Genomic DNA, 18,730 nt, shown 5'->3' on the forward strand with positions numbered 1-18,730 from the left:
GGCGGAATCTAGGCAGTCACGCAACACCGTCTTCGTGTGTGTCTTTGGACAGTAGTTGGTCCAGGACTTCGGCCGGGGTCTGGAAGCCGTGGCGTTTGCGTGGTCGGGCGTTGAGCTCGGCGGCGATGTTGTCGAGCAGTCCGGGTCCGTAGAAGCCCAGGTCGGTGCCCTTGGGCAGGTACTGGCGCAGCAGTCCGTTGGTGTTCTCGTTCGACCCCCGCTGCCAGGGTGAGTGGGGGTCGCAGAAGTAGATGTCCAGGCCGGTGGCGTCGGCAATCTGGACGTGGTTGGCCATCTCTTTGCCCTGGTCCYAGGTCAACGACAACCGCAGCTGATCGGGCAGGGTCGCCATCTTGGCCAACAGCGCTTCCTGGACGGCGAGGGCGCCGTGGTTCTCGGGCAGGTGCAGCAACATCACGAACCCGGTGGTGCGTTCGACCAAGGTGCCGACCGCGGATCCCGACTCGGTGGACCCGAGGATCAGGTCGCCCTCCCAGTGTCCGGGCACGGCGCGGTCCTCGACCTCGGGTGGACGCTCGCTGATCATCACCATGTTGGGGATCCGGCCGCGTCGCTCTGCGCCTCGTCGTCGCGGCTTGCGCATCGATCGTCCGGTGCGCAGATACGTGGTCAGCTCCCGTTTCAGACCACCCCGGGCCTGGACGTACAACGATTGGTAGATGGTCTCGGGCGACACGCGCATCTCCGGCTCGTCGGGGAAGTCGATCTTGAGTCTGCCAGCGATCTGTTCGGGACTGTCCCTGCCGGCGAGTCGGTCCTGGACCTCCTTGCGTAACCGCAGGTTCGTGGCCAGCTTCGCCGCCCGCGGTGCGGTCCGGGCCAGGTCGGCCTTGCTCTGACCGACCGACGCCCGGTACCCACGATGGGTGGCTCCGCGGTCGAGTTCGCGGCTGATCGTCGAGGGATCGCGACCCACCTGGCGGGCGATCTCACGGACCCCGCAGCCGGCGTGGTCCAGTGCCGCGATCTCTTCGCGTTCGGACCAGGACAGATACCGACCGGTCGGGGGTGCGGGACGAAAGGGATTCACCCCGCCAGCCTTGCGGAACCGTCGCTTGCCCCAGGTCGAGGACATGCCGGCACCCAGGGCCGCATCCTCGGTCAGGAGGCCAGCACGGATCCCGTCCCAGAACCGGCGATCGAACTCACGTGGATGCTTCGGACGACCCATGACAACAACTCCTCAAACAGTGAGGTGTTGCATCACTTCCTAGAACCCGCCGNCCCAGAACCGGCGATCGAACTCACGTGGATGCTTCGGACGACCCATGACAACAACTCCTCAAACAGTGAGGTGTTGCATCACTTCCTAGAACCCGCCGCGATCTCCGGGGTCCGATCGTCACGGACTACCCCCGCGTACGTCGCTCAGCTGGAGCGGCGCATCGTCCGCAGCCCCACGACGAGCCCGACGGCGGCGACCCCGATCGCGGCCAGCGCGCCGTACGCGACCGTGTCGACGGGGAAGGACCCCGCGAACAGCGCACGCTCCGCGTCGATGATGTAGGCCAGCGGGTTGAGGTCGGAGAGGAAGCGCAGCCAGCCAGGTGCCGACTCGTCGACCGGCAGCAGCACGCCGGCGAGCAGCAGGATCGGGAAGATCAGCGTCTGCTGCACCGTCCAGAACAGCCAGTCCTGGCCCTCCGAGACGATGGCCAGGGCGAAGGACAGTGCACCGACCCCGACGCTGAAGAGCGACAGGATCACCAGCCCGAGCAGGGTGCCGCCGAGGTGCAGCTCGAAGCTGAACGGCGTGACCACGGCGATGATGAGCACCGCCTGCGCCAGCATCGGCACGACCTCCTTGAGGGCCCGGCCGACGAGCAACGACGAGCGGCTCAACGGGGACACGAGCAGCCGCTCATGCGAGCCGCTGTTGATCTCCAGGGTCAGGTTGGAGCCGGTCATCGAGGCGCCCATCAGGGCCGTCATGGCGATGATCCCGGGCACGAACCACTGCAACGCCGAGCCCGACCCGACGTCCGGGAGCAGCGGGGCGAAGAGCGCCAGGAAGACCAGCGGCTGGACCATCGCGAAGAGCACCGACGCCGGCTCGCGCAGCATCGGCTTGAGCTCACGGGTCATGACGTTCCAGGTGTGGGCGACGAAGCCCGGGTCCTGGGTGTCGTCGTAGGTCATGCCGCGCACCTCGGTGCGGGCGACGTCGGTGGCGCTCATGCGGCTGCTCCTTCGGTGTCGGCCGGCCCGGCCTGCTCGGTGGTCTCGTTGCTCTCGCGCAGGCTGCGCCCCGTGAGGTGGAGGAAGACGTCGTCGAGGGTCGCGCTGGCGACCTCGATGCGGCGTACGGGTGTGTCGTGCGCCGCCAGCTCGGTGACCAGCCCCGCGGCCAGGTCGCGGCCGTGGGCGACGCGGATGGTGACGTCCGGGCCGGAGACGTCGACGGAGGCGCCGTCGATCCGGCCCGCCCGGGCGGCCGCAGCGGCGGCGTCGTCCGGGGTGGCGAAGCCGAGGGAGACGAGGTCGCCCAGACCCGCCTTGAGGCGGGTCGCGCTGTCGTCGGCGATGACCTCGCCGTGGTCGATCACCACCACACGGTCGGCGATGGCGTCGGCCTCCTCGAGGTAGTGCGTGGTCAGCAGGATCGTGGTGCCGAGCTCACGGTTGAGGCGCTGCACCTGCTCCTGCAGGTTGACGCGGTTCTGCGGGTCGAGCCCGGTGGACGGCTCGTCGAGGAACATCAGCCGCGGCCGGTGGACCAGACCGATCGCCACGTCGAGGCGGCGGCGCTGGCCGCCGGAGAGGGTCGAGACCGGGCGTCCGGCGTGCTCGGTGAGGTCGAAGGCCGCGAGCAGCTCCTCCGCGCGCTCCCGTGCGACGGTTCGGGACAGCCCGTGCGAGCGGGCCTGGCTGACGATCTCGTCCCGCCCGCGCTGCTGGTGCCCGGCGGCGTTGCCCTGCCCGACGTACCCGATCGAGCGGCGTACGGCGCGCTGCTCGCGCACGACGTCGTACCCGGCGACCTCGGCCGTGCCCGACGTCGGCGCGACGAGCGTGGTCAGCATGCGCAGCGTCGTGGACTTGCCGGCGCCGTTGGGTCCGAGGAACGCGACCAGCTCCCCGTCGGCCACCTCGAGGTCGAGCCCGCGGACAGCCTCGACCGTCTGCTTGTGACGCGTGAACGTCTTGGTGAGTGCCTGCGTCCGGATCGCCGGACCGGTGCGGTGTGTGGTCATGCCGCCACGCTAGGAGGCCTGGCGGTCAGGTCCTGTCCGCTATCGGGGGGAGCTGTCGGACCTGCCTGCCGGGGTAGTACCGGACCTTCGGGTGGCGACACGCCGAGGACGGCCACGCGAACGTCCGGTACTACCCCGGGGAGGGCGACGGCAGGGACCTCAGTTGAGGATGCGCATCGACTTCGGGACGCCGCCGCCGCGCTGGACCTCCTCGGTCAGCTCCTGCAGCGCGGTGAGCGCGACGTTCTGCGAGAGCGGGCCGTGCGAGACGCGGGCGACGCCGAGCTCCTGCTGGCGGGCCAGGGACGGCGTGCCGGGGATCGCGATGGTGGTCAGGCGCTGCGGGCCGAACGCGTCGACCAGGGTGACGATCTCGTCCTCGGTGAGGATCGCGGGCACGAAGACGACGGGGGCGCCGGCGTCGAGGTAGGCCCTGCCGCGCTCGACCGCGTCGGCCAGCACCTCGCCGCGGTCGCGGTCGCGGCCGAGGTGGAAGGCGTCGGTCCGGGCGTTGAGCACGAAGTCCGGCACGCCCTCCGCGGCGGCCGCGGCCATCACGGCCTCCACCTGCGCGACGGCCTCGGCGAGCGGCTTCATCTGGTCCTCGAGGTTGGCGCCCACGACGCCGACGCCGATCGCGCGGCGGATCGTGTCCGCGGCGTCGCCGTACCCGCCCTCGAGGTCGGCGCTGACCGGCAGGTCCGTCGCCTCGACGATGCGGCGGCACATGTCGATCATCTCCTCGACCGGGATCTTCTCCCCGTCGGGATAGCCGAGCGTCGCGGCGATCGAGTGGCTGGCGGTCGCGAGGGCCTTCGTGCCGGGCACGTCGGCGACCGTCTTGGCGGTGATGGCGTCCCAGACGTTGACCACGGTGAGGAGCTCCGGGGCCTGGTGGAGGGCGAGCAGGTCGGTGGCGCGAGCGGATGTCGTCATGACAGTCCTCAACCATGCCGCGACGAATCTGTTCCCCTGCGGTGTCGATCCTCATGTCGGTGGCCTCCGCCAGACTGTCGGCATGACGGACGTGTGGACGCTGGTGCATGCCGAGCGGGCGGCGCTGATCGAGGACCTGGCCGGGCTGACCGACGAGCAGTGGGAGCAGCCGTCCCTGTGCGAGGGATGGACCGTGCACGACGTGGCGGCCCACCTGGTCGGCAACGCGCGGTCCGCATCGCCGGTCGGGATCGTGGTCGCGATGGTGCGCGCCCGCTTCGACTTCGACCGGATGAACGCCATGGCCGTCGCCGAGGACCGGGGTGCGACCCCCGCCGAGACGCTCGACCGGCTGCGGGAGGTGGCCTCGCTGACGAAGGGTCCCGGGGCTCCGCTCGACAGCCGGCTCGTCGAGGAGGTCGCGCACGGCGAGGACATCCGCCGCCCCCTCGGCCTGAGCAGGAGCTATCCGCAGGAGGCGGTGCTGCGGGCCCTCGCCTACCAGGCGCACACCTGGGTGGGCCTCGGTGGTGCGAAGCAGCACGTCGCCGGCCTGCGTCTCGTCGCCACCGACGCGGGGCTCGGTCTCGGGGAGGGCGCCGAGGTCCGGGGCCCGGCGTTGTCGCTGCTGCTGGTGGCCTCCGGTCGCACCGTGGCGCTCGACGACCTGACGGGTCCCGGGGCCGCGATCCTCGCCGCGCGGCTCAGTGGTCGGTGAAGGAGGACTTCGGTACGGCGACCAGCGCGAGCGCCGCGAGCAGCGCGGCCACCGAGCAGACGGCCCAGACCGTGAGGTAGCCCGCGAGCGGGGCCTGCCCGGTCTCGGGTCCGTCGATCGAGCCCGTCGAGGCCAGGGCGATCGCGAAGATCGACGACGCGATGGCCCCGCCGACGGTCTTGGTCGCGTTGGTCATCCCGGTGGCGAAGCCGGTGCGGTCCGCGGGCGCGGCGGCGGCAGCGGCGGCCGGCAGTGCGGCCACGAGGGCGCCCGACCCGATGCCGGCGACGGCCATGTTGACGAGCGCCTGCGTGGTCGTGTCGTGGAACGGGATCCACAGCGCGTAGCCCGCCGCCACGAGCAGCGACGAGGCGATGAGTGCCCGGCGGGCGGTGAGCAACCGTGAGGTGAGCGGCAGGGTGAAGGCGCCGACCGCGAGGCTCACGACGTACACACCGATCAGCGTCGACACGAAGGCCGCGTCGGCGCCGAGGCCGTATCCCGCGACCTCGGGGTCGGTGCGCGCGAAGGTGGACAGCGGGATCTGCGCGCCGAGCACGGACATGCCGAAGAGGAACGCGGTCAGCTGCACCGGCCACTGGGCGCGGGTGGCCATCAGGTCCACGTCGATCAGGGGCTCCTCGATCCGGCGCTCGGCCTTCACGAAGGGGACGAGCAGCACGAGCCCGGTGACGATGAGCAACCAGGCGAGGAACGAGGACGGACCTTCGAGGCGGATCACGATCAGGCCTGCCATCAGCACGGCCAGGACGCCGGTGATGAGGGTGAAGCCGATCCAGTCGATCCCGCCGGTGGCCCGGCCGGGCACGTCCTCGATGCCGAACCAGATCACCACGAAGCAGATCGTGACGACGATCGCGGGCAGCATCAGCAGCACCGTCATGGACGTCGACTCGACCAGCGCACCGGAGGTCAGCGCGCCGATGATCACGGCCAGCTCGAGCGCGCCGACGAGGACCGCGGCCGACCGCCGGGTCAGCAGCGCCTGCCGTCCGGTGTTCGCCGTACGGCGGTGGATGATCGCGACCTCGAGCGGCAGCCACACGACGTACGCACCCTGGATCGCCCAGCCGATGAGGAACGTCGTGAAGCCCGGCGCGAAGGCCAGGACCCACGAGCCGAGCGCGGTGATCGCGGTCGAGAGGAGCAGCACGTTGCGGTGGCCCCACAGGTCGCCGAGGCGGGCGAGCAACGGCACGCACAGCGCCGACACGATCAGCTGCGCCGCCTCGAACCAGTTGACGTCGGCGTCCTGGATCCCCAGGTGGACGGCGATGTCGCTGAAGATCGGCGTGTAGTAGCCCTGCAGGATCCCGCTGGCGATCTCCACGGCGACCAGGAAGCCGACGATCCGGACGAGGTGCGGTGCGACCTGGCGGGTGCCCGGGGCCTCCGACGACGAGGTGGTGGTCATGCGGGGAGCCTCTCGATGAGCGTGCGGTACCAGCGGACCCCGTCGACGAGCGCCGAGACCCCGAGGTGCTCGTCGTAGGAGTGGATGGCCTGGCGCTGCGCCTTGGTCATCCGGAACGGTGCGAAGCGGTAGGCCCGCTCGCAGATCTCGGTGAAGTGCCGCGAGTCGGTGGCGGCCATCATCACGTACGGCGTGGGCACGGCGTCGGCGAACACCTCGCCGATGCACGACTCGATCAGCCGGAACGCGTCGTCCATCGGGGACACCGGGCTCGGCTCGCCGGACTCGACGACGTCGATGCGGATGCTGTCGTCCTTGATCGCCGCGCGCAGGTGGTCGACGACGCCGGCGACGGTGTCGCCGACCATCACCCGCACGTTGAGCCCCGCCTTGGCAGTCGAGGCGATCACGTTGAGCGCGGGGCTGCCCGACAGCGTGGTGGCCGCGACGGTGGTGCGGGTCATCGCCGCCGCCTCCGGCCCGGCGGCGAGCAGCGCGCGGGTGACGGCGGGGGCGATCCGGTCCGCGCGGGAGAGCAGCGGGCGCAGGGGGAGCGGCACGTGCGGGGCGATCCGACGCATCAGCTCCAGCGTCGGGGCCGGTGCCGAGGCCGGGAAGGGCGACTTCTCCACCCGCAGGATGGCGCGCGCGATGCGGGCCGTCGGGCCGTTGCGGGCCGGGGTCGACGCGTGGCCGCCCCGTCCCTCGGCGACCAGCTCGACGCTGGTGGTGCCCTTCTCGGTGACCCCGATGACGCCGAGCGGCGGCTTCACCCCGGGGAACGCCTCGTGCGCGATCGCACCGCCCTCGTCGACCACGAACCACGGCCGGACCCCCGCGGCCCGCAGGTGGTCGACGGCCGCGCGCGCCGCCGTACCGCTCACCTCCTCGTCGCAGCCGAAGGACAGCCAGACGTCCTGGGCGGGCACGTGGCCGGCCTCGAGGAGCAGCTCGACGGCCTCGCAGATCCCGACCACGCAGCCCTTGTCGTCGAGGGTGCCGCGGCCCCAGATCGCCGGCCCGGTGGGGGAGTCCGCGATCTCGGCGCCGAAGGGCGGGTGCTGCCAGGGCGCGTCCGCGTCGATCGGTACGACGTCGAGATGGGCCATGAGCACGACCGGCCTCGCGTCGCTGGCGCCCGGCCAGCGGAACAGCAGCCCGTGCGTGCCGACCCGGGTCAGCTCCAGCCCGGCGTGCACCCGGGGGAACTGCGCCTCGAGCTCGGCGAGCAGCCGGTCGAAGGCGTCGGTGTCGACGCGGGCCGGGTCCCGGTCGGAGACCGTCGGGATCCGGACCAGGGCCTGGAGCTTGCCGACGACGCGGTCGAGGTCGGTCGCGGACGTGGTGGCTGCCATGGGCCGCAACCTAGTCCGCACGCCGGGTAGTTGGGGACGATCTGGTCGGTCGGACCGCCGGACCAGCGACCACTTCGTCCCCAACTACGCAGCGTGAAGGACCTGTTCTCATCTGATGAGGGACCTCTCATCGCGGCCTCACGGACGCTTCATCGCCGCCCTCCAGAGTCGTGCTCGTCCCCGCAAGGGGGGACGGACCCACCACCAAGAGAGAGGAACGTGCCATGGCTCGCTCGAGCATCTTCACGTCCCTGCGACCGGCCGTGCAGGCCCGTCGGATGGACGACACCAGTGACGACCGTCGTCGGCGCCGCCGCCGGAGGCGTCGTCGTCGGAACCGCAACCGCAGCCGTTCGCGCAGCCGCACCAACTGACGGCACGCAGCTCACGCACGACCTGGAACGGGTGGGTGGCTCATCGCAGGAGCCACCCACCCGTCCGGGCTCTCGCCCGAGGAAGGAGTCTTCCATGCGTCGCACCTGGCAGCGCCTGGTCGCATCGCTGCGTCCGGCCGTCGACGAGGCGCCGATCGTGGCCGCCGCCGGCTCGCTGACCGTGACGGACGTCGTACGCCGCTTCTGGCCGCGGCTGCGCCCGCTGCGGGGCTGGCTGCTCCTCGGGATGCTCCTCCTGGCCGCGGCGCCCGCGATCTCGGTCGCCGAGGTGCTGCTCTTCCAGCGGCTGGTGGACGACGTGCTCGTCCCCGCCGACGTCGGGCCGCTGCTGTGGCTCGCCCTCGCGTACGTCGGTCTCAACCTGCTGAGCGGGGTCGTGTCGGGCGCCGACGACTACCTCTCCACCTGGATCTCGCAGAAGTTCCTCGTCGGCCTGCGACGCGACTCCTTCGCGCACGTGCTCTCCCTGCCCGCCGTCACCCACGACCGGCGTCGGCTCGGTGACGTGCTGACCCGACTGACCTCCGACGTCGCCGCCGTCGAGTCCTTCATGGTCGGCCAGCTTGCCGGAGGCGTGGGGGCGGCGCTCAAGCTGGTCTTCTTCGTCGGCGCGCTCTTCTGGCTGCAGTGGGAGCTGGCGCTGGCCTCGATGGTCGTCGTGCCCGTCTTCTGGTGGGTGTCGAGGCGCTTCGCCGACTTCACCCGCGACGTGTCGCGCGAGCGCCGCCGACGGGGCGGATCGCTGGGCAGCCTCACCGAGGAGAGCCTCTCCAACGCCGCGCTCGTGCAGGCCTTCGGCCGCGAGGAGCAGGCGGTCGCCGACTACCACCGGCAGAACCGCGCCATCGCCGGCGCCGAGCTCGCCGGCAGCCGGGTGCGGGCGTTCTTCCTGCCCCTGGTCGACCTCGCCGAGCTGATCGGCGTGCTCCTCGTCATCGGCCTCGGCGTGTGGTCGCTGGCCACCGACCGCCTCACCCTGGGCGGCCTGCTGGCCTTCCTCACCCTGCTCATGCAGTGCTACGGACCCGTCCGCGAGCTCACCGACCTGGTGCCGAGCCTGTTCTCCGCGACCGCCGGGGTCGAGCGGATCGTCGAGCTGCTCGACGAACCGGCCGCCCACGACCGGCCGGGCGCCACCGCGCTCCCGGTCGGCGCCGGGGCCGTCGCCCTGCGCGGGGTGACCTACACCTATCCCGGGGCCCGCACGCCGGCGCTGGCCGGTCTCGACCTCGAGGTCGCCGCCGGGGAGCGGGTCGCGATCGTCGGGGCCAGCGGCTCCGGCAAGTCGACCGTCGCCCGGCTGCTCGCCCGGCAGGTCGACCCCGACCACGGCACCGTCGAGATCGACGCGCACGACGTCGCGGACCACACCGCCCGGTCGGTGCGGCTCGCCGTCGCGACCGTCCTGCAGGAGCAGCTGATGCTGGACGCCAGCGTCCGCGACAACATCGCCTTCGTGCGGCCCGACGCCTCGCTGAGCGAGGTGCGGCTGGCCGCGATGCAGGCCGACGCGCACGCCTTCGTCGAGCGGCTGCCACAGGGCTACGACACCCGGATCGGCCAGCGCGGGCGCAGCCTCTCCGGTGGCCAGCGGCAACGGATCGCCCTGGCCCGGGCCCTGCTGCTCGACAGCCGGGTGCTGCTCCTCGACGAGCCCACGACCGGCCTCGACGCCGACTCCAGCCGCCGCCTGCTCGGCGCCCTCACCCGCGGCGCCCGCGACCGCACCGTCATCGTGATGACCCACGACCCGGTCGTGCTCGAGCACGTCGACCGCGTCATCGACCTCGATGACCTCGCCGCCCAGCACGCCCACGACCTCCGGGGAGCCACCGCATGAGCCCGTCGTTGAGCCGCCGCCGTGTCCGTCCCGGCGCCGGACCCACTGCCGGACACCTCGCCGGACACACCGCCGGGACCGCCGCGCTCGCGGCCGGCATGCCCGACGGGCTGCGGCCCGTCGCTCTGCTGTCCCACGGCCGGCGCCTCGACACCTGGGACGCGTGGGACGAGGAGCGCCGGACCCGGGTCGTGGTCAAGGTGGCGCGCGCCGAGCGGCGCGCGGAGCCGGCCGTCCGCGAGGCGCTGCTCCGCGAGGGGGAGGTCGTCACCACGCTCGCGCACCCGCACCTCGTGCGCGGCTACGCCGTCCACGAGGACCCGCCGGCCGTGGTCCTGGAGACCCTGCGGGGTGCCACCCTCGCCGCGGTCATCGAGGACGGCACCCTCGACCTGGCCGACGTCGCGGAGCTCGGCCTCCAGCTCACGTCGGTGCTCGGCCACCTGCACCACCACGACTGGCTGCACCTCGACGTCAAGCCCGCCAACGTGGTCGTCGACCACGGGAGAGCTGTCCTCATCGACCTCAGCCTCGCGGGTCGGCCCGGGCCCGGCCGGGCGGGGGCCGGCACCCGCGGCTACCTCGCGCCCGAGCAGGCACGCGGCCGCGACCTCACGGCCGCGACCGACGTCTGGGGACTGGGGGTCACCCTCATCGAGGCCTTCACGGACGACGTGCCGTACGGCGACGAGGCGACGTGGGACACCGGCCGCCGGTGGCCGCTGGTCCACCGCCGGATGCCGACGGTGCCCGGCGGCCTCGACGTCGTACCGCCCGAGGTGCGCGACCTGCTGGCGGCGTGCGTCGACCTGGACCCAGCAGCACGGCCGCGCCTGGTCGACGTACGTGCCGTGCTGGTGGGCCTGGTCGACGACCCGCCGCCGTTCGGCTGACCGCGTCAGTCGGCGGTGACGTCCAGGAGCACCTTGCCGACGGCGCCGTCCTCGACCGCGGCGTGCGCCGCGGCGGTCTGCTCGAGCGGGAAGTGGTGCACCGGCAGCCCGTGCTCCTCGCCGACGCCGAAGGCGCCGTCGACCAGCGCGGCCGTGATGTCCTCGGCAGCCGCCCGCAGCGCGTCGTGGCCGACCGTGTAGAGCAGCACCCACTGGAAGCGCGCGTTGGTGGAGAACGTCTCGCGCACGCTCAGGCTGACCTCGTCGCCACCGTTGTTGGCGTAGATCGCGATCGTGCCGCGGGGCCGGATGACCTGCACGTCGAGGCGCAGGTTCTGGGCCGGAGCCACCTCGACGACGATGTCGACGCCACCCGGGGCGATCGCGCGGACCGCCTCGACGACGTCCACCTCGCGGTAGTCGACCGTGTGGTGCGCCCCCGCGGCCGTGGCCAGGGCGGCCTTGGCGGGGCTGCTCACGGTGCTGATCACCGTCGCGCCCGCCCACCGGGCGAGCTGGATGGCCGCGTTGCCGACCGCGCCGGCGCCGCCCGCGACCAGCACCGTCTGCCCGCCCAGGGCGCCGGGGACCAGCCGGTCCGGACCGTCCTCGGAGGTGGTCAGAGCGCGGTGCGCGGTGACGGCCGGGACGCCGAGCGCCGCGCCCACGTCGTACGACGCGGAGTCGGGCAGGACGGTGACGTGGCCGACGGGCAGCACGACCTGCTCCTGCGCCGTGCCACCGGGCCGGGTGTGCTGGGCGAGCATCGTCCAGACCCGGTCGCCGACCGCGAGGTCGGTGACGTCGGGGCCGACCGCGTCGATGACGCCGGCGCCGTCCTGGCCGGGGACGATCTCGGGGAAGGCCAGCTCGCCCATGCCGCCGGCGCGGAACTTCCAGTCCGTCGGGTTGACCCCGGCGCGCACGATCCGCACCCGGACCTCGCCCGGGCCGGGCTCCGCGGCCTCACGCTCGACGAGCTCGAGGACCGAGCAGTCGCCGCTCTCGGTGTAGACGACGGCGCGCATCAGCGCGCGCCCAGCGTCGGGTAGTCGGTGTAGCCCGCCGCGCCGCCACCGTAGAACGTCGCCTGGTCGGGCTCGTTGAGCTCCGCCCCGGTGCGCCAGCGCTCGGCGAGGTCGGGGTTGGCCAGGAACTCGCGGCCGACGGCGACCAGGTCGCCGAGGTCCTCGTCGATGATCGACTCGACGTCCTCGATGTCGGTGACCGACCCGAAGCCGGAGTTGAGCATCACCGGACCACCGAAGCGGGCGCGCAGGTCGGCGACGATCTCGCTGCGCGGGTCGGCGAGGATGCTGAGGTAGGCCAGGTCGAGGTCCTTGATGCCGTCGATCAGCGTCTCGTACGTCGCCCGGGTGAAGGCCTCGTCCTCCTCGAGCACGCCCTGGATGTTGTGGGCGGGGGAGATGCGGATGCCGACGCGGTCGCCGCCGATCTCCTCGGCGACGGCCCGGGTCACCTCGATCGCGAAGCGGGCGTGCGCCTCGGGGGAGCCGCCGTACCCGTCGGTGCGGGTGTTGGAGGACTGCCCCAGGAACTGGTGGATCAGGTAGCCGTTGGCCGCGTGCACCTCGACGCCGTCGAGGCCGGCGTCGACCGCGTTGCGGGCGGCGGTGACGAACTCCTGGACGACCGAGGGGATCTCGTCGGTCTCCAGCGCGCGGGGGGTCGGCATGTCGACCTGGCCGTCGGCGGTGACCATCTTCCCGTCGGCGGGCAGGGCGCTCGGCGCGACGGACTCGAGGCCGCCCTTGTTGTCCGGGTGCGCGACGCGACCGACGTGCATCAGCTGGGCGACGAGGTGACCGCCGCCGGCGTGCACGGCCTCGGCGACCTTGCTCCAGCCGGCGAGCTGCTCGGGGGTGTGGAAGCCGGGGGTGTCGAGGTAGCCCTGGCCGACCGCGCTGGGCTGCGAGCCCTCGGTGATGATCAGCCCGGCACCGGCGCGCTGGCCGTAGTACTCGGCGTTGAGCTCACCGGGGACGGTGCCCTTCGCGCGGTTGCGCGTCAGGGGCGCCATCACGAAGCGCTGGGGCAGCTTCCAGCTGCCGACCATGATCGGTTCGAATGCCTGGGACACGTGGGGACCTCTCGTCGTGGACTCGTTGACCGTTCACTGGGTCCAAGGGGTCGGGGCGCCGCATGATTCCCGCGTGTGACCCGGGACTCCTCCCTGCGGGTGTCCGCGCCGGTGGTCACCAGCGGCCGCGGTGCACCACGTCCGTACGCCGCTCGCGCCGGGCCGCGGAGCCGCGCGGGCCCGTTGAGTCGGTGCGGTGGCCGACGGTGATCGCGCCGATCGGGATGTGGTCGTCCGGGATCCCGAACGCCTCGCGGAAGCCCGCCACGTGCTCCCCGGGGATGCCGAAGAAGCAGGCGCCGAGGCCCTCGTCGACCGCGGTCTGGAGGATCAGCAGGGCCGCCATCCCGGTGTCCACGTGCCAGTAGGGGACCGGCCAGCGGGCCTCGTCGCGGTCGGTCCAGCCCTTGTCGGGCTCGGCGTAGCGGTCGAGGTAGGCGTCCTTGTGGGCGAGCGGGACGATCACGACCGGGGCGGTGCGCATGCCGTCGAGCCACCCGTTGCTGGTCTCGGGGTCTGCGCCGGTGGCGGCCCAGAAGCGGGCGACGTCCTCGGGGGTGTCGAGCACGAGGAAGGCGTAGCCCTGGCTGAAGCCGGCGCTGGGCCCGCGGGTGGCGTTGGCGAGCAGCCGGTCGAGGGCCTCGGGCGCCACCGGGCGGTCGGCGTACCGGCGCACCATGCGGCGTCGTCGTACGACGTCTTGGAACTCCATGCGCCGACTGTGGCACGCTCCGTCCATGGGAGAGGGAGTCGTACCGCTCGTCGAGGTCGACCAGTCCGGCCACGCCGAGCGACCGTGGGTCGTCGAGGCGATCCGGCGGCTCAAGGCCGACCAGCAGCGCTCGGCCGACACGCACCTGCACGCGGTGCGGATGCCGGCGTTCGACGACGTCGACCTCTACCTCAAGGACGAGTCGACGCACCCGACCGGATCGCTCAAGCACCGGCTGGCGCGCTCGCTGTTCCTCTACGGCCTGTGCAGCGGGCTGATCCAGGAGGGCACCCACGTCGTCGAGGCGTCGTCGGGCTCGACGGCGGTGAGCGAGGCGTTCTTCGCGCACCTGCTGGGCCTGCCGTTCACCGCCGTGATGGCGCGCACCACCTCGCCGTCCAAGATCGCGCTGATCGAGCGCGAGGGGGGGCGGTGCGTGCTGGTCGACGACCCCGCCTCGGTGTACGACGTCGCGCGCGGGCTCGCCGACGAGTCCGGCGGGCACTACCTCGACCAGTTCACCTACGCCGAGCGGGCGACCGACTGGCGCGGCAACAACAACATCGCCGAGTCGATCTTCGACCAGCTCTCGATGGAGCGCTTCCCCGAGCCGACCTGGGTGGTCGTGGGGGCCGGCACCGGCGGCACGTCGGCCACCATCGGGCGCTTCGTCCGCTACCGCGGGCTGTCGACCCGGTTGTGCGTCGTCGACCCGGAGAACTCGGCCTTCCTCGCCGCCTTCCGCGACCCGACGTGCGGGGAGACGACCTGCGGATCGCGCATCGAGGGCATCGGCCGGCCGCGAGCCGAGCCGTCGTTCCTGCCCGACCTCGTCGACCGGATGATCCAGGTCCCGGACGCGGCGTCCGTCGCCGCGGTGCACTTCCTGCGGGCCCGTATCGGCCAGCTGGCCGGGCCGTCGACGGGCACCGCGCTGTACGCCGCGACCAAGCTGGCCTGCGACATGCGTGCCGCGGGGGAGGCCGGCTCGATCGTCACGCTGCTGTGCGACGACGGCGTGCGCTACCTCGAGACCTACTTCTCGGACTCCTGGGTGGCGGCGCAGGGCTGGGACCTCACGCCGTACCTCGAGGTCCTCACCCGGGCCTGGGACGACGGGGTGTGGACGGGCTGAGGCCTTTTGGCCCCGCCCGGGGCGGGGTCGTCCCGGTCTGGGATCCGAGACACCCGCACGGCGCGTGTCGTTGACCCCGGGACCGGCGACCGGTGGACTCGCTCCATGACGTTCGAGGGCATGTGGCACGACCTGGCTCCGGTGGGCAGGTCGGCGTCGTCGGGGGGCTACTTCCGCCAGCCGTGGACCAGCGCCGAGTCCGAGCTGCGCGCCTGGTTCACCGAGGCCGCGCTGTCCCGCGGGCTCGAGCTGGAGACCGACGCGATGGGCACCCAGGTGGCGTGGTGGCGTCCCACTGGGCCCTCTGCCGAGTCCGCTGCCGAGTCCGCTGCCGGGGCGTCTGCCGGGGTAGCTGCCGGGGTAGTCCCCGACGAACGGACCCCGGGATCGGCCGCGGAGGGGTCCGATCGTCACGGACTACCCCGACAAGGCATCCTCACCGGCTCGCACCTCGACTCCGTCCTGGACGGCGGGGCGTACGACGGGCCGCTCGGCGTGGTCTCCGCGCTCGCGGCGGTCGACCTGATGCGGGAGCGGGGCGTCGTACCGTCCCGGCCCATCGGGGTCTCGGTCTTCACCGAGGAGGAGGGATCGCGCTTCGGGCTGGCCTGCCTCGGGTCGCGGCTGGCGACCGGTACGACGACCTGGGCCGACGCCCGCGAGCGCCGCGACCGTGACGGGGTCGCCCTGCCCGACGCGCTGGCCGCCGCCGGGCTCGACGTCGGGGCGCTGGAGGACGGCGGCGGGCTGGTCGACCTCACGGAGGTCGGCTGCTTCGTCGAGCTGCACGTCGAGCAGGGCCGCGACCTCGTCGACCGGGACGTCGCGGTGGGCGTGGCCAGCCAGATCTGGCCGCACGGGCGCTACCGCTTCGACTTCACCGGTGAGGCCAACCACGCCGGCACGACCCGGATGGAGGACCGCCGGGACCCGATGCTGACCTATGCGATGACCGTGCTGGCCGCCAACAAGCAGGCCCGGCTGGCCGGACAGCGGGCCACCTTCGGCCGGCTCGAGGTCGCCCCCAACGGCACCAACGCGGTGCCGTCGCGCGTCACTGCCTGGCTCGACGCGCGGTGCTCGTCCGACGAGGCGCTCGCCGACCTGGTCGCCGCGATCTCGCGGCAAGGGGCGGAGCGGGCGGACCGCGACGGCACCGGGCTGGCCGTGACCGCGGAGTCGGTGTCGGGGCAGGTCGCGTTCGATCCGGCGCTGGCCGCACGGCTCGCCGCGGTGGGCGGGTGGCCGGTCATCCCGACCCAGGCCGGGCACGACGCGGGAATCCTCTCCGCGGCGGGGATCCCGAGTGCCATGCTCTTCGTGCGCAACCCGACCGGGGTGTCGCACTCACCCGACGAGTTCGCCGAGACCGCCGACTGCCTGGCCGGGGTCGAGGCGCTGGCCGACACCCTCACGGAGCTGGCGCGATGACGACGACGACCTACCTGCTCGAGCACGCGTGGGTCGGCGGGCGCGTGGAGCCGGGCGTCGTGGTCGACGTCGAGGACGGCGTCATCACCGCCGTGACCCTCCGGGACCGGTCGTCGTCGCCGGACGCCGATCCCCGGCCGCTCCAGCCCGACCACGTGCTCCTCGGTCTCACGATCCCGGGCCTGGCCAACTGCCACAGCCACGCCTTCCACCGGGCCCTGCGGGGGCGCACCCAGCGGGGCCGCGGCACCTTCTGGACGTGGCGCGACCAGATGTACGTCGTCGCCGGGCGGCTCGACCCGGACTCCTACTTCGAGCTGGCGCGGGCGACGTACCGCGAGATGGTGGCGGCGGGCATCACCGCCGTCGGGGAGTTCCACTACCTCCACCACCAGCAGGACGGCTCGTTGTACGCCGATCCCAACGCCATGGGGCACGCCCTGCTCGAGGCGGCCAGCGAGGCCGGGATCCGGATCACGCTGCTCGACACGCTCTACCTGTCCGGCGGCTTCGGCAAGCCTCCGCAGGGCGTGCAGGCCCGCTACAGCGACGGCAGCGCGCAGGCCTGGGAGGACCGGGTCGCCGAGATCGACGCCGGACCGCACGCTCGCGTCGGCGCCGCCCTGCACTCGGTCCGGGCCGTGCCGCGGGACGCGCTCGAGCACGTCGCGCGCTCCCAGCAGGACGTGCTGCACGTGCACCTGTCGGAGCAGGTCGCCGAGAACGAGGCCTGCCAGGAGGCGTACGGCGTCACCCCGACCCGGTTGCTCGCCGCCCACGGGCTGCTCCGGCCGACCACCACGCTCGTGCACGCGACCCACCTGACCGCGGCCGACATCGCACTGATCGGCGAGGCCAACGCCTACGTCGACTTCTGCCCGACCACCGAGCGCGACCTCGGCGACGGGGTCGGCCCGAGCCGTCGCCTCGCCGACGCGGGCGCCCGCCTGACGCTGGGCTCCGACAGCCACGCGGTGATCGACCTCTTCGAGGAGATGCGCGCGGTCGAGCTCGACGAGCGGCTCGCCACGATGCGCCGCGGGCACTGGTCGGCCGCCGAGCTGCTCACCGCCGCCACCTCGACCGGCCATGCCAGCCTGGGCTGGCAGGACGCGGGATCGATCGCCGTCGGCAAGCGCGCGGACTTGGTCACCCTCGACCTCGCCTCGCCGCGCACCGCCGGCGCGGGCACCGACGAGCACGCCGTGGTGTTCGCCGCCAGCGCCGGCGACGTCCTCCAGGTCGTCGCCGACGGGCAGCTCGTGCACACCCGCGACCAGGTGGGGGAGATCGGGCGCGAGCTCGACCGGGTGATCAAGGCGGTGCACGGATGAGCGTGCTCCTCACCGGCATCGGCGAGCTCACCACCAACGACCCGGCCCGCGACGGGCTGCTCGGGCTCGTCGAGGACGCCGCCGTCGTGGTCGAGGGCAGCACCATCGCATGGGTAGGCCCGGCCGCCGAGGCGCCCGCTGCCGACACGGCGTACGACGCGGGCGGGCGCGCCGTCGTGCCGGGCTGGGTGGACAGCCACAGCCACCTCGTCTTCGCGGGCGACCGCGCGCAGGAGTTCGCCGCCCGGATGACCGGGACGCCCTACTCCGCGGGCGGGATCCGCACGACCGTTGCGGCCACCCGCGCGGCCACCGACGAACAGCTCACATCTCACGTCGCCCGGCTCGTCGCCGAGATGCGGGCCCAGGGCACCACCACCATCGAGATCAAGAGTGGATACGGACTCTCCGTCCACGACGAGGCGCGGTCGCTCGCCGTGGCCCGCCAGTTCACGGACGAGACGACCTTCCTCGGTGCCCACGTCGTGCCGAGCGGCACCACCCCCGCCGACTACGTCGAGCTGGTCACCGGCCCGATGCTGGAGGCCGCGGCCCCCCATGCGCGCTGGATCGACGTCTTCTGCGAGGACGGCGCCTTCGACGTCGACCAGGCACGCACGATCCTGGCAGCGGGCACCGACAACGGCCTGCGCGGCCGGCTGCACGCCAACCAGCTGACCTACGGCGGCGGCGTCCGGCTGGCCGCCGAGCTGGGCCTGGTCGCGGTCGACCACTGCACGTACCTGTCCGACGACGACGTCAGTGCACTCGCGGACTCCGGCACCATCGCGACGCTGCTGCCGGGGGTCGAGTTCTCGACCCGGCACCCGTACGTCGACGCCCGTCGCCTCCTCGACGCCGGCGTCCGGGTCGCGCTGGCCAGCGACTGCAACCCGGGCTCGTGCTTCACCTCCTCGATGGCCTTCTGCATCGCGCTGGCCGTGCGGGACATGGGCATGAGCCCGGCCGAGGCGGTGCACGCCGCCACGGCCACGGGCGCGGCCGCGCTCGACCGCGACGACGTCGGCGTCCTGGCCGTCGGCAAGCGCGCCGACCTCGTCCTCCTCGACGCCCCGTCGTACGTCCACCTCGCCTACCGCCCCGGCGTCCCCCTGGTCGCCGGTGTCTGGCAGGGCGGGCGGCCGGTCGTGCCCGTCACCTGATCGCTCGCGGAGGCCTCGCAGGGGCCTCGCGCGCGCATGCGACCTGCGGTACCCACGACCGCAGGTC

Annotated in this window: 17 protein-coding genes; 8 read left to right on the plus strand and 9 right to left on the minus strand. The window is 72.8% G+C overall.

Going from position 1 to position 18,730, the window contains the following annotated elements; genetic code table 11:
• Positions 1–16: 16 nt before the first annotated feature.
• The 4 genes from ASG88_RS07470 to ASG88_RS07485 all read right to left on the minus strand — a co-directional run bounded on the left by ASG88_RS07470 (position 17) and on the right by ASG88_RS07485 (position 4,151).
• Complete coding sequence (locus tag ASG88_RS07470) at positions 17–1,051, minus strand: IS30 family transposase (protein WP_414858631.1); 1,035 nt, start codon at positions 1,049–1,051, stop codon at positions 17–19.
• Between the two features lie 338 nt (positions 1,052–1,389).
• A complete protein-coding gene (locus tag ASG88_RS07475; RefSeq protein ID WP_082600087.1) occupies positions 1,390–2,199 on the minus strand; it encodes an ABC transporter permease in 810 nt (269 codons plus the stop codon).
• Positions 2,196–3,215: an ABC transporter ATP-binding protein gene (locus tag ASG88_RS07480; RefSeq protein ID WP_056886811.1), complete on the minus strand. Its 1,020-nt coding sequence runs from the start codon at positions 3,213–3,215 to the stop codon at positions 2,196–2,198. The genes ASG88_RS07475 and ASG88_RS07480 overlap by 4 nt, the downstream gene beginning before the upstream one ends.
• A 159-nt stretch (positions 3,216–3,374) precedes the next feature.
• Complete coding sequence (locus ASG88_RS07485) at positions 3,375–4,151, minus strand: isocitrate lyase/PEP mutase family protein (protein WP_056886812.1); 777 nt, start codon at positions 4,149–4,151, stop codon at positions 3,375–3,377.
• Between the two features lie 82 nt (positions 4,152–4,233).
• Between ASG88_RS07485 and ASG88_RS07490 the strand changes: the two genes are divergently transcribed.
• Positions 4,234–4,869 (plus strand): maleylpyruvate isomerase family mycothiol-dependent enzyme, encoded by a 636-nt coding sequence (locus ASG88_RS07490; protein ID WP_056886813.1) that lies wholly within the window; start codon positions 4,234–4,236, stop codon positions 4,867–4,869.
• On the opposite strand, the gene ASG88_RS07495 is transcribed toward ASG88_RS07490, so the two are convergent.
• Complete coding sequence (locus ASG88_RS07495; RefSeq protein ID WP_056886814.1) at positions 4,856–6,304, minus strand: MFS transporter; 1,449 nt, start codon at positions 6,302–6,304, stop codon at positions 4,856–4,858. The two genes, ASG88_RS07490 and ASG88_RS07495, sit on opposite strands and share 14 nt — an antisense overlap.
• Positions 6,301–7,659: a M20/M25/M40 family metallo-hydrolase gene (locus ASG88_RS07500; protein WP_056886815.1), complete on the minus strand. Its 1,359-nt coding sequence runs from the start codon at positions 7,657–7,659 to the stop codon at positions 6,301–6,303. Before ASG88_RS07500 ends, ASG88_RS07495 begins: the two co-directional genes overlap by 4 nt.
• A gap of 224 nt (positions 7,660–7,883) precedes the next feature.
• Between ASG88_RS07500 and ASG88_RS22995 the strand changes: the two genes are divergently transcribed.
• From ASG88_RS22995 to ASG88_RS07510, 3 genes are all read left to right on the plus strand, one after another.
• Positions 7,884–8,033, plus strand: a complete 150-nt coding sequence (locus tag ASG88_RS22995; RefSeq protein WP_157559624.1) for a hypothetical protein — start codon at positions 7,884–7,886, stop codon at positions 8,031–8,033.
• Between the two features lie 94 nt (positions 8,034–8,127).
• On the plus strand, positions 8,128–9,894 hold the full coding sequence (locus ASG88_RS07505) for an ABC transporter ATP-binding protein (RefSeq protein WP_056886816.1): 1,767 nt from the start codon (positions 8,128–8,130) through the stop codon (positions 9,892–9,894).
• Positions 9,891–10,787, plus strand: coding sequence for a protein kinase domain-containing protein (locus ASG88_RS07510; protein ID WP_056886817.1), 897 nt, complete (start codon positions 9,891–9,893; stop codon positions 10,785–10,787). Before ASG88_RS07505 ends, ASG88_RS07510 begins: the two co-directional genes overlap by 4 nt.
• A 5-nt stretch (positions 10,788–10,792) precedes the next feature.
• On the opposite strand, the gene ASG88_RS07515 is transcribed toward ASG88_RS07510, so the two are convergent.
• From ASG88_RS07515 to ASG88_RS07525, 3 genes are all read right to left on the minus strand, one after another.
• Positions 10,793–11,815, minus strand: coding sequence for an NADPH:quinone reductase (locus ASG88_RS07515; RefSeq protein ID WP_056886818.1), 1,023 nt, complete (start codon positions 11,813–11,815; stop codon positions 10,793–10,795).
• Positions 11,815–12,888 (minus strand): alkene reductase, encoded by a 1,074-nt coding sequence (locus tag ASG88_RS07520; RefSeq protein ID WP_200956390.1) that lies wholly within the window; start codon positions 12,886–12,888, stop codon positions 11,815–11,817. Before ASG88_RS07520 ends, ASG88_RS07515 begins: the two co-directional genes overlap by 1 nt.
• A 115-nt stretch (positions 12,889–13,003) precedes the next feature.
• Entirely contained in the window at positions 13,004–13,600 is a 597-nt protein-coding gene (locus ASG88_RS07525) for a nitroreductase family protein (RefSeq protein ID WP_056886819.1), read from the minus strand.
• 25 nt (positions 13,601–13,625) lie between these two features.
• Here ASG88_RS07525 and ASG88_RS07530 point away from each other — a divergent pair, with 25 nt between their 5' ends.
• The 4 genes from ASG88_RS07530 (at position 13,626) to hutI (ending at position 18,663) form a co-directional block, all read left to right on the plus strand.
• Complete coding sequence (locus ASG88_RS07530; protein ID WP_056887380.1) at positions 13,626–14,735, plus strand: PLP-dependent cysteine synthase family protein; 1,110 nt, start codon at positions 13,626–13,628, stop codon at positions 14,733–14,735.
• Between the two features lie 105 nt (positions 14,736–14,840).
• The gene (locus ASG88_RS07535) at positions 14,841–16,166 is read left to right on the plus strand and encodes an allantoate amidohydrolase (protein ID WP_200956391.1); all 1,326 of its coding nucleotides are present in this window, start codon (positions 14,841–14,843) and stop codon (positions 16,164–16,166) included.
• Positions 16,163–17,500 (plus strand): formimidoylglutamate deiminase, encoded by a 1,338-nt coding sequence (locus tag ASG88_RS07540; RefSeq protein ID WP_056886820.1) that lies wholly within the window; start codon positions 16,163–16,165, stop codon positions 17,498–17,500. Before ASG88_RS07535 ends, ASG88_RS07540 begins: the two co-directional genes overlap by 4 nt.
• Positions 17,497–18,663 (plus strand): imidazolonepropionase, encoded by a 1,167-nt coding sequence (gene hutI, locus ASG88_RS07545; RefSeq protein ID WP_056886821.1) that lies wholly within the window; start codon positions 17,497–17,499, stop codon positions 18,661–18,663. Before ASG88_RS07540 ends, hutI begins: the two co-directional genes overlap by 4 nt.
• The last annotated feature ends 67 nt before the right edge of the window (positions 18,664–18,730 follow it).

The sequence above is a fragment of the Nocardioides sp. Soil777 genome, from assembly GCF_001428425.1.
Classification (GTDB): Bacteria; Actinomycetota; Actinomycetes; order Propionibacteriales; family Nocardioidaceae; genus Nocardioides; species Nocardioides terrigena.